Source organism: Phenylobacterium sp., assembly GCF_030693625.1.
Lineage (GTDB): Bacteria > Pseudomonadota > Alphaproteobacteria > Caulobacterales > Caulobacteraceae > Phenylobacterium > Phenylobacterium ferrooxidans.
In genome coordinates this window covers 1-9,034 of sequence record NZ_JAUYAF010000068.1, presented here as the reverse complement: position 1 = coordinate 9,034, position 9,034 = coordinate 1, and the positions used below count along the sequence as shown (strand labels likewise).

At 67.7% G+C, this 9,034-nt stretch carries 10 protein-coding genes and 1 tRNA gene; 6 read left to right on the top strand and 5 right to left on the bottom strand.

Going from position 1 to position 9,034, the window contains the following annotated elements:
- Nucleotides 1–907 precede the first annotated feature (907 nt).
- Nucleotides 908–1,156, bottom strand: a complete 249-nt coding sequence (locus Q8N10_RS15440) for a helix-turn-helix transcriptional regulator (protein ID WP_304780820.1) — start codon at nt 1,154–1,156, stop codon at nt 908–910.
- Between the two features lie 62 nt (nt 1,157–1,218).
- Here Q8N10_RS15440 and Q8N10_RS15435 point away from each other — a divergent pair, with 62 nt between their 5' ends.
- From Q8N10_RS15435 to Q8N10_RS21070, 4 genes are all read left to right on the top strand, one after another.
- Nucleotides 1,219–1,743, top strand: a complete 525-nt coding sequence (locus Q8N10_RS15435; protein WP_304780818.1) for a hypothetical protein — start codon at nt 1,219–1,221, stop codon at nt 1,741–1,743.
- A gap of 64 nt (nt 1,744–1,807) precedes the next feature.
- Nucleotides 1,808–2,152, top strand: coding sequence for an excalibur calcium-binding domain-containing protein (locus Q8N10_RS21075; protein WP_370690230.1), 345 nt, complete (start codon nt 1,808–1,810; stop codon nt 2,150–2,152).
- Nucleotides 2,103–2,372, top strand: a complete 270-nt coding sequence (locus Q8N10_RS15430; RefSeq protein WP_304780815.1) for a hypothetical protein — start codon at nt 2,103–2,105, stop codon at nt 2,370–2,372. Before Q8N10_RS21075 ends, Q8N10_RS15430 begins: the two co-directional genes overlap by 50 nt.
- Nucleotides 2,359–2,643 carry an alanine-zipper protein gene (locus tag Q8N10_RS21070; protein WP_370690229.1) on the top strand — a complete coding sequence of 95 codons (285 nt, stop codon included), beginning with the start codon at nt 2,359–2,361 and terminating at the stop codon, nt 2,641–2,643. Before Q8N10_RS15430 ends, Q8N10_RS21070 begins: the two co-directional genes overlap by 14 nt.
- Nucleotides 2,644–2,820: 177 nt before the next feature.
- On the opposite strand, the gene Q8N10_RS15425 is transcribed toward Q8N10_RS21070, so the two are convergent.
- Nucleotides 2,821–2,897 (bottom strand) — tRNA-Arg (locus Q8N10_RS15425).
- A gap of 157 nt (nt 2,898–3,054) precedes the next feature.
- On the opposite strand from Q8N10_RS15425, the gene Q8N10_RS15420 reads away from it, so the two are divergent.
- Nucleotides 3,055–3,744 (top strand): class I SAM-dependent methyltransferase, encoded by a 690-nt coding sequence (locus tag Q8N10_RS15420; RefSeq protein WP_304780812.1) that lies wholly within the window; start codon nt 3,055–3,057, stop codon nt 3,742–3,744.
- A gap of 19 nt (nt 3,745–3,763) precedes the next feature.
- On the opposite strand, the gene Q8N10_RS15415 is transcribed toward Q8N10_RS15420, so the two are convergent.
- The 3 genes from Q8N10_RS15415 to Q8N10_RS15405 all read right to left on the bottom strand — a co-directional run bounded on the left by Q8N10_RS15415 (nt 3,764) and on the right by Q8N10_RS15405 (nt 8,004).
- Nucleotides 3,764–5,434: a glycosyltransferase family 4 protein gene (locus Q8N10_RS15415; RefSeq protein ID WP_304780810.1), complete on the bottom strand. Its 1,671-nt coding sequence runs from the start codon at nt 5,432–5,434 to the stop codon at nt 3,764–3,766.
- Between the two features lie 38 nt (nt 5,435–5,472).
- On the bottom strand, nt 5,473–6,732 hold the full coding sequence (locus Q8N10_RS15410; RefSeq protein WP_304780807.1) for a hypothetical protein: 1,260 nt from the start codon (nt 6,730–6,732) through the stop codon (nt 5,473–5,475).
- Between the two features lie 246 nt (nt 6,733–6,978).
- Nucleotides 6,979–8,004, bottom strand: a complete 1,026-nt coding sequence (locus Q8N10_RS15405; RefSeq protein WP_304780805.1) for a P1 family peptidase — start codon at nt 8,002–8,004, stop codon at nt 6,979–6,981.
- A 100-nt stretch (nt 8,005–8,104) separates the two neighbouring features.
- Here Q8N10_RS15405 and Q8N10_RS15400 point away from each other — a divergent pair.
- The coding region (locus Q8N10_RS15400) for a gamma-glutamyltransferase (RefSeq protein ID WP_305663954.1) at nt 8,105–9,034 on the top strand (930 nt) is incomplete at its 3' end.

The following is a 9,034-nucleotide window of genomic DNA, read 5'->3' as shown; positions in this document are numbered from 1 at the left end:
GCTCGTGGCGGCCATCAGGGCCTGAGGAGGCCGTCGCTGGCCTCGCGCCGAAACGCCGCCTCCATCGCCCGGCCTCACTGAACGGCCATCGACCAAACTCCCCCATGGGTGCGTCAGCGCGTTTACACACAGCCTCGGTGGCTAGCTGACCTTCAGGCCCCTGGCTCAGTTAGAGGGCGCGCCAGCAGAAATCGGAGGGCGGCAGCATCTCGGGCGAGCACTTCAGCTGCAAAAGGCTCTCCGCGCAAAGGCGGGATTGGCTCGTTCGGGAAGAGATCGTCCTCGAAGCGCATGCTCAAGATGGCGTGCAGGTGTGGTGAAGCATTTCCGAGCATCTGCAAGTTGGTCTTCAGGGGCGCGTAGTGTATTTGCATGGCCCGGAGCACCTGTAAAACCTCCGCGAAGAACGCGGCAGCTTCATCAGACGCCAACTCGGTGGGTTCTACCACATGGCGACCCCGCCAGATCACTGTAGCCCAACCCCGTTGAACTCCGGCGCGAGAAAGATAAGCGTCACTGCAGTGGCCAGCAAATATCCGGGGACCTCTGCGCGGGTCTTCAGGCCGACCCTCAGCGCATAATCGGCAGCCTTCTGACGCTAGCTGCGACCGCCAGCTTTGTGTCCAGCCCATGGCTCCTCCCCGACCTGATCATCACTTGCAGGTTACAGGATAAAGGGCGGCGGGTGCCAATAGGACAGTCCCTCGAAGGTCCGAGTTGGGTCGGGTCCAGACATGGAGGCAGGTGCGGAGAGCCGACGTCCATCCGGCGCGCTTGGGGATAGTGGAAGGCCGTGCCACTCCGTGTGGGTTGCTCCAACAGACCCTGCGCGAACCTGCGCTGAGAGCCCAGGGAAGCCCGCTGGCGCCGGTTGCGCCGGTGCAGCGCCCGGAAGGTCGGATTGCCCTTAGAGCCCGCCCTGGACGCGCTTTAGGGCCTCTAACGGATCAAGGCCAAGCGCCTCTGTGATGCGAATGAACTCGACGACGTCGATCCGCCTCTCCCTGCGCTCGGACTTCGAAATGTACGACTGCGGTTGGTTGAGACGCGATGCCAATTCCGCCTGTGTGACGCCCTGCTCCACGCGCATCGCCTTCATCATCACGACGAAGGCCGCATACTCGTCAGAGTTAAGGTTTCCGGACATCCAGGCCATGCTTGCGAAGCGCGGCCAACTGACTAAAACCCGTCACAGGTTATCCCATAACGGGTTGTGCAATGCGGGTCAGACTGGGTGTGGTGTTTGCGGGAGCATTCTTCCTGTGGGGGTGCTCCAAGCCACCCTTGCCTTCAACGGAGCAGGCGCTCGTTAGTCTGGCATACCAATCGGTGGTGGAGGACCTACGCGACCCAGCGTCAGTCGAATTCTCTGAACTGGTCTGGATAGACGGGCCGCAGGCGACGTCGGTTTGCGGAAAGTACAATGCGGCAAACGCATTTGGCGGCATGGCTGGCCCGCGCAGCTTCGTGCGCCGCTTTCTCCCCGAAGAGATCGCCTTTGCGCGCAATGCAGTCGGCAAAGATGGTCTCGATTATGCCCTTCCGTATCGACGGGCGAGGGCGGCTTTAGCGATCCACGCGTTCGACCAATCGAAATTTCGCCCAACTCAGGCTCCCGTATTCTACCGAGACGGTGACTCGAACAATCTTGGCTACTTTGACAACGCCGCCATTGCAGCCGGTTGCTATGACGGGCAACCGGTCGCTGCTGTGCTGAAAGCACTGCCCCAGCCAAAGGAATAGGGCGCGCCCCCGCGACCTACAGCCCCAAGTTGACGCCAACATCTTCACCGTGCTGAGTGGAGCGATGGGGGAAGTTCTGCGGTGCACATGTTCAGCTGTCGGCCTGATGTGGGCTGTGTGCCTTCCGACCTCCACCCTCGCACACAGCGGTGGCCTTAACGCCGAGGGCTGTCACAACGACAGGAAGAACGGCGGATACCACTGCCATCGCTCCGGGTCGTCACCAGCGCGCGCCTTATCAGGTTCAGGTGGGAGCGACACGCGAACGCAGCGGTCCCGTCCAGCGGGCGGAGCGTACGCGAACTGCGCAGCAGCAAGGGCGGCCGGGGCGGCACCAGTGCGCCGAGGGCAGCCAGGATATGGACCACACTTGGACAGGGACGGAGATGGCGTTGGTTGCGAGCGATGAGATGAAGAAGGCTGGGTGGGCTGCCAGGTCGTGGAGAGGGCTAAGAGCGTTCCACTTCGGCGAAGCGACGCTCTGGCTCATGTTCGGCTTCCTGACCCTTGGTGCGATGAGCGACACCAACGACACCGCCGCGACCTTGGCGGGGATATGCGCGCTGGCGGCGATAGGGGTTAGGGCTACGAGACCGGACCGAGAGGACGGCAGCCATGGCGAGGAGTAAGCGCCTGACCGCTGGCTTAGTTGTGGTCGGAGCCATGGTCCTGTTCCTTGGTACGCGAGGCGCACTCTCAAAGGCCGCAGACGCAGCGTCTGTTGCCGAGAGCGCCCAAGATACCGCCGAGGAGGCCCTTCAAGCGGCTCGAGAGGCGGGCGGCGCGGAGGATGCGCAGTCAACTGCCGACGAGGCCTTGAGCGTTGCCGAACAAGCTCGGGACCGGGCGGAGGAGGCTCACGACCGGGTCGATCAGCTAGACACCAGGATCGGCTACTGATCGAGCTGCGCCTCTCCTCCGGCACCGAAGACGCGTTAGTTTGCACCAATTGTGATGCAGACCATCCCGCGGACCACATGCGCACCCGCAGATCGTCCGCAATTCCGTTGAAAATAGCGTTGAAAATTCTTACGCTGAAGATCGTCAAACCCTTACGAACAAAGGGATTGAAGAATTTGGCGCGCCCGGAACGATTCGAACGTCCGACCCTCAGATTCGTAGTCTGATGCTCTATCCAGCTGAGCTACGGGCGCGCACATCGCCTTTCGGCGAAGGGCGGGTATCTAGCGGTTCGCCGGGCGCGATTCAACCACGATCTCGCACCAATTGCGGCGGCTGGGCTGGCGTGGGCCAACTTGACGCGCCGGGAGAGAGCCAACATGCGGGACGCAGAAACAAGAGGTGGGCCGAGTGTCCGCCCAGCAGGCGATCCACATGACCGACACCTCCAAGGCTCCGAACGTCATTCCCTACGAATTCTCCAGGGACTGGTTCTCGGGCAATCTCCCGACCTGGCGTCAGATCGTCGACAAGAACAAGCCGCGCAAGATCCTGGAGATCGGGTCCTTCGAGGGCCGCTCCACGGTCTGGATGATGGAATATTGCTCCATCGCCGCCGGCGGCGACATCGAGATCTGGTGCGCCGACACCTGGGGCGGCGGCATCGAGCACCAGAAGGGCGGTCAGATCGAAACCTCCATGCCTGACGTGGAGAAGCGCTTCGACCGCAATGTCGGGATCGCGCGGGGCGTCGCCCCGCATAAGGTCGATATCCACAAGTTGAAGACATTCTCCAACCTGGCCATGGCCAAGCTGATCGCCGACGGCAAGACCGAGTATTTCGACCTGGTCTATATCGACGGCTCGCACCAGGCGCCCGACGTCCTGATGGACGCCGTCATGGCGTTCCAGGTGCTGAAGGTCGGCGGGATCATGATCTTCGACGACTACCTGTGGTCCATGGACGCGCCGGGAACGCAGGACGTGCTGAAGATGCCCAAGCCCGCCATCGACGCCTTCATGAACATCTTCCAGCGCAAGATGAACATCTTCATGGGCGCCCCGATCGGCCAGCTCTACACGCGCAAGATCAACCCCTAGGCCGGCGACCGCTCAGGGCTTACGCGCCCTCCAGCCAGTCCAGCATCCCGAGTTTGCACATCCACATCAGGCCCATCTGAACCGGCCGCCGCCGCTCGACCGGGAAGGCCAGCAGGACCTCCTTCACCGAACGCGTCTGCGCGCCCAGGATGTCGAGGACCTGCCCGCATTCGGGGCCCGTGCAGCGCCATGAGCTGGCGAAGCGGTCCAGGTCCAGCCCCATGGCGCGATCCACGTCCGCCGTCGTGACGCCGGGCCGGACATGGAGCAGGGTCTCCAGGTCCTGGACCTGGTTGGGGAAGCCCGCGAAATCGCGGTTCGGGTCGCCCTTCACCGGGTTGAGCCGGCCCTGGGTGGCGTCGGGGGGCGAGGCCTCGCGGATCGCGGTCAGTTCGTCGGCCACGCCTGCGTACTGGCGGGCCACCACGGGCCAGTCGAACATTTCGCGCACCCGCTTGCGACCGGCCTCCCCCATGCGGCGGCGCAGGTCGGGCGAGGCGATCAGGGCGGCGATGGCCTCTGCGGCGCGGCCGACATGGACCGCGGTGTGCTGGGCGAGCGCCCCGACATAGAGCTGGTAGGACTCCATGCCCAGGGCGTGGCGCTCGGCGGCCCCCACGCTGGCCCCGCCGGGCGGTCCGCCCAGGGTCGGGATCAGGAACCCCTGCTGGCCGTCCTGCACCGTATAGCGGTAGCCGTCCCAGTCGCTGACAACCACCGGCAGGCCCGCCGCCATGGCCTCCACCGGGGTGATGCCGAAGGTCTCCTGGATGTTGTCCACCAGGGAGAGGAAGATGTCCGAGGCGGCCCAGAACGATCCCACCCGGCCCTGGTCGTTGCCGTCCAGGAAGTGAACCGCCACGGAGGGGGCGTAGGCGTCGGCGGCGGCCTGATAGCGGAGCCGGTCCTGATCGCCGTTGGGGAACCAGCCGACCATGGCGAAGTGAACCTTCACGCCGCTGGCCTGGGCGGCCTCCTCAATGGCGCGGAACATGGGCTGGGGCGCGGCCTTCTCGAAGAAGGACAGCCGGCCCAGCCACAGGACCAGGATGTCGGCCTCGCCGATTGCCAGCTCCTCACGCAGCTTGGCGCGCACCTCCGGCCGGTCGGCGCGGGCCTGGATGGCGGGCTGGTCGACCCCCAGCGGGATCAGGGGCAGGTAGGGCTTGGGGTTCTTCGCCCCGCCGAAGCGGTCGGCCAGGAAGCCGGACCAGTCGTCGAACATCCGGTTCAGGGCGTCCTGCACCGAGGGCGAGGTGCAGATCAGCGCGTCCCAGGGCTGGATCGGCGAGGTGACGGCCGTCGCCATGTCGGCGCGCAGGGCCGGCGGCGCCAGGGTGTGGACCAGGCCCATCAGGCTGTAGGCCCGGTCGCCGACCGCGCGCCGCCGCAGCCACGAGATGTCCGACAGCGCCGGCGTCCCCCGCAGCAGGGTCCCCGACTGCGCCACAGCGCCCTGGGCCAGCAGGCTGCCGGTGGTCAGGGTCGCCCCGCCGGGCGCGTCCCCCAGCAGGCCCTTGCGCAGGTCGGCGCCCGAGATGTTGGCCTGGCTGAGGAAGCTGACCTGGTCGAAACCGCCATGGGCGGCGAGCGCCCGGAACAGCTCCAGATTGGCGACATCCTTGCCGAACGGGTTGTTGACCAGGTTGAACTGGCCCGACGGATGGTAGATCGCCAGTCGCGACGCCAAAGGTCCGCCCCCACGCTCAGAGGGCCGTTTCCGCCCGGTCAGAAGCGGGGAATACGACCTCCCAGACCGCGCAGCAAGGCGCCGCCGATGGCCTCCGCCGCGGTCGGCTCCTCCTGCTCCTGGCCGCCGGGGACCATGATCGGCCGCTGGCCCTGCTGTTGGGCGCCGGGCATCTCCATCCCCAGCAGGCCGCCGGTCTGGGACTTGTAGCGGACCTTCACCGTCCACTCGATGTTCCAGGCGACCTTGGGGTCCTTCGGCCGCTCGGGGTAGGAGAGGTTGGTCTCGTTCCCATAGGCGGCCAGCTGCACCATGGCCTGGGGCGCGGCCTTCACCACCTCCTGGGGCACCGTGCAGGCCGTGGTCTGGGGACCCATCAGGGCGCGGTTCGCCACCAGCCGGCTGATGTCGCCATTGCTGAGATAGTCGGGCAGGGAAAAGGCCGAGGCCTGGACCTCGCTGGAGGTCCACAGCACCACGGTGTCGTCCTGGCCCCCGCCGATGGCCGTCGCCAGGTAGGCCTGCGCCCCCGGAACCGCGCCCCAGCCGAGCTGCCCGGCGCCGCTGGCGCTGATGGCGTTGGTGGTGAGGTTCAGCGGCCCCAGGAAGTCCTGGGCGCCGTTCAGGCTGAAGGCGATGTCCGGCGAATAGGTCCCGCGGATCCGATGCTCGCCCACCAGGGAGCCGTTGCCCGGCACGCTGGTGCGGGTCTTTTCGTTGGGCCACTCGCCATAGGTGGCGTTGCGACTGGGCGACGGCGGCTGCATCGGCGTGACATTGAGGCCCCGGCTCATGGCCTCCATCCCGGCGGGGAGTTTGCCATCGGCCATCTTGGCGAAGTCGATCACCAGCGGCTGGCCGGGACGGGCGCGCTCGCCACAACCCCAGAAGATCAGCATTCGGCCCTTGGGCTTCTGGAAGTCGCGGGAGAAGGTCGGGGTCTCCTCCGTGCGCTGCACGGGCTGGGCGCGCGGCGTCAGCAGGGGCAGGGTCGGACCTGCCCGCAGGGCCTGGGGCGGCAGGTGTTCGGCGGTCGGCTCGCCCGCCGGCTTGCGCGACGATCCCAGCTGCAGGGTCAGGCTCTTGCTGGCGCCGCCGCCGCTCATGGCGCCCATCATCTGGCTCATGGACGGCTTGGCGCCTGGAGCCCCCGTGCCGGCGCCGAAGCCGGACTGGGTCTGGGCGCTCATCCAATAGGTGGCGACCGGGCCGGTCACGACCTGCTTCTGCTGCGCGTCGGCCGCGCCGGCGGTGAGAGCGATCACACTGACCGCCGCCGTCGTCCTCATCCAAGCCATTGGGCGTCTCCTCGAAAGGCGGGTCACTTAACGGCTAAGCTTAGCGGATTCACGCGGCAAAAATGAAGACAGGCTCTGCATTCGTGCAGCCGGCGTGAAAACGCCGCGCATCCCGGCGAAGGCCGGGACCCAGAGTCATCCGGAGCTGTTCGAGCTGATCCTCAGTCCCATCTCGGGTGTCATCGCGACCGGAGTGGGTTTCACCTGGATCCCGGCCTTCGCCGGGAGGAGCGGACGGGGCGAGCCCTACAAATCCTTCCAGCAGCGCACGTCGGAACCCGGCCAGGGCGTCGCCTCATAGACCGCCCGGGCCACGGCCCGGGCCAGGCAGTCGGCGGCCAGCGCCCCGATGCGCGCGACGGTGAAATCGCCGCCCTCCAGGGGCCTGACACCGGTGGACATCGCGAAGACCACGTCGCCGTCGAAGGGGGCGTGGATGGGGCGGATGGCGCGGGCCAGGCCATCCTGGGCCATGACCGCCACCCGCTTGGCCTGGGCCGGCGTCAGGACGACGTCGGTGGCGACGCAGGCGATGGTGGTGTTCATGCGGGCCTGGGGATCGGCCTTGGCCAGGTCCCAGATGTCGGGCCGCGCCGAGAGACCAGCCGAGCCCAGGCCGCCGAACTCGCCGCCCAGCTCGAAAGGCGCGGCCCAGAAGGTGCGCCCGTCGCCGGAGACGACCGAGCCGAAACTGTTGACGCAGGCCAGGGCGCCCACGGCGATCCCGTCGGCGGCCAGGATGGAGGCAGACCCCGTGCCACCCTTCAGAGCGCCGGCCATGGCGCCGGTCCCCGCGCCCGTGGTGCCCAGGGCGACGTCGAGCCCCGCGGCCTCGACGGCCTCGCGCCCCAGGCGGCGATAGGGCGGATCCTCACCCCAGGCCCGGTCGCCGCCGTTGGCTACATCGTAGAGAATCGCGCCCGGAACCACCGGCGACCTGGGCACGCCGGGCCGATCAACCAGGCCATAGCCGCGGCCCCGCGCGCCCAGCCAGCTCACCACGCCGTCGGCGGCGGCCAGGCCATAAACCGAGCCGCCGGACAGCACGATGGCGTCGATGGCCTCCACCAGGTTCTCCGGCGCCAGGGCGTCGGTCTCCCGGGTGCCCGGCCCGCCGCCGCGCACGTCGCAGGCCGCCACGGCGCGCGCGTCGGGCAGGATCACGGTCACCCCGGTGCGGGCGGCCACGTCCTGGGCCTGGCCGACGGTCAGACCGGGCACATCGGTGATCAGGTTGCGCGTTCCGGGAGCGGCGGGGGGCTTTTGGCTCATGAGCGAACGAAGAGCATGGCTTGGCGTTTGTTGTCCACGCATGCGTCGCTATGGTGACGCCGCCCCATTTCCAGTCCCCTCATTTCCGCGTGGTCCGTCTGTGTCGCAACTCAAGCGCCTGAGCATTGTCCTGCTGGCCGGCCTGGCCAGCGCCTGCGCCTCTCTTCAATCTGCCCCTACCGCACCCGCCCCCGGCGTCGGAACAGGCATGGTGGCCGCCGCCAATCCGCTGGCGGTGGAGGCCGGCGTCAGCGTGCTGCGCCGGGGCGGCTCGGCGGTGGACGCGGCGGTGGCCGTGCAGGCGGTGCTGGGCCTGGTGGAGCCGCAGAGCTCGGGCCTCGGCGGGGGCGCCTTCCTGACCTATTTCGACGCCAAGACCCGCAAGGTGACCGCCTATAACGGCCGCGAGACCGCGCCGGCCGCCGCCACCGACGCCCTGTTCCTGGACGAGACCGGCAAGCCCCTCCCCTTCGGCGCCGCCCTGCTGAGCGGCCGGTCGTCCGGCGTGCCCGGAGCCGTCGCCATGCTGTCGTTGGCCCAGTCCCAGCACGGCAAGCTGCCCTGGAACACCCTGTTCGCCGACGCCGAGAAGCTGGGCGACCAGGGCTTCACCGTCAGCCCGCGCCTGGCCGGCATGATCGTCGGCCGCTTCCCCCAGGCCAGCGCCCCGGACGTGGTGGCCTATTTCACCAATCCCGACGGGACCCGCATGAAGGCGGGCGACACCCTGAAAAACCCCGCCTACGCCGCCACGGTCCGCAAGATCGCCGCCGAGGGCCCCAAGGCGATCCTCGAGGGTCCCGTGGCCGAGGCCATCGTCACGCGCCTGCAACAGGGCGACCGGCCCGGCGCCATGACCCTGGCCGACCTCAAGAGCTACAAGCCCAAGGTCACCGACGCCACCTGCCGACCGTTCCGCGTCTATCTGGTCTGCACCCCCCCGGCCCCCTCCGGCGGCCCCGCGGTGCTGGAGGGCCTGGCCATCCTGGAACACACCGACATCGCCGCCCATCCCAACGACGCCCAGGGC

Coding starts and splice junctions, on each gene's coding strand:
- Q8N10_RS15435 (WP_304780818.1), top strand. CDS start 1,219: ATGCGGGTCAGACTGGGTGTGGTGTTTGCGGGAGCATTCTTCCTGTGG.
- Q8N10_RS15440 (WP_304780820.1), bottom strand. CDS start 1,156: ATGGCCTGGATGTCCGGAAACCTTAACTCTGACGAGTATGCGGCCTTC.
- Q8N10_RS15410 (WP_304780807.1), bottom strand. CDS start 6,732: ATGGCTTGGATGAGGACGACGGCGGCGGTCAGTGTGATCGCTCTCACC.
- Q8N10_RS21075 (WP_370690230.1), top strand. CDS start 1,808: ATGGGGGAAGTTCTGCGGTGCACATGTTCAGCTGTCGGCCTGATGTGG.
- Q8N10_RS15430 (WP_304780815.1), top strand. CDS start 2,103: ATGGACCACACTTGGACAGGGACGGAGATGGCGTTGGTTGCGAGCGAT.
- Q8N10_RS15405 (WP_304780805.1), bottom strand. CDS start 8,004: ATGAGCCAAAAGCCCCCCGCCGCTCCCGGAACGCGCAACCTGATCACC.
- Q8N10_RS21070 (WP_370690229.1), top strand. CDS start 2,359: ATGGCGAGGAGTAAGCGCCTGACCGCTGGCTTAGTTGTGGTCGGAGCC.